At 76.6% G+C, this 278-nt stretch carries 1 protein-coding gene; it reads right to left on the bottom strand.

Features of this window, described 5'->3' with window-relative positions; translation table 11 throughout:
* Positions 1 to 278 (bottom strand): polyprenyl synthetase family protein (locus IH13_RS0116295; RefSeq protein WP_199814695.1); only part of this gene is annotated, 278 nt, incomplete at both ends.

Raw genomic sequence — 278 nt, 5'->3', positions numbered from 1 at the left:
GCCCGGTGCCGTACGCCTTCCACACCGTCCGGCGCTGCCGCCGGGTCTCGTCGCCGTCCATGATGTCGTCGTGCAGGAGGGAGAAGGCGTGGACGAGTTCGACCGCGACCGCGCCCGGGACCGCGCTCCGGCCCGGTGCCCCGCAGGCCTCGGCGGCCAGCACGGCGAGGGCCTGGCGTATGCCCTTGCCCTCGGACGCGCCCGGTGCGGGGGTTCCGCCGGTGTCGTCCCAGCCGAGCGAGTACGCGGCCATCTCGCCGGGCCACGGGTGGAGGCGG

The sequence above is a fragment of the Streptomyces sp. NRRL WC-3549 genome (assembly GCF_000721935.1).
In the GTDB taxonomy this organism is placed as follows: domain Bacteria; phylum Actinomycetota; class Actinomycetes; order Streptomycetales; family Streptomycetaceae; genus Streptomyces.
The sequence above is the reverse complement of the archived record's forward strand: the minus strand, read 5'-3'. Positions and strand labels throughout refer to the sequence as shown.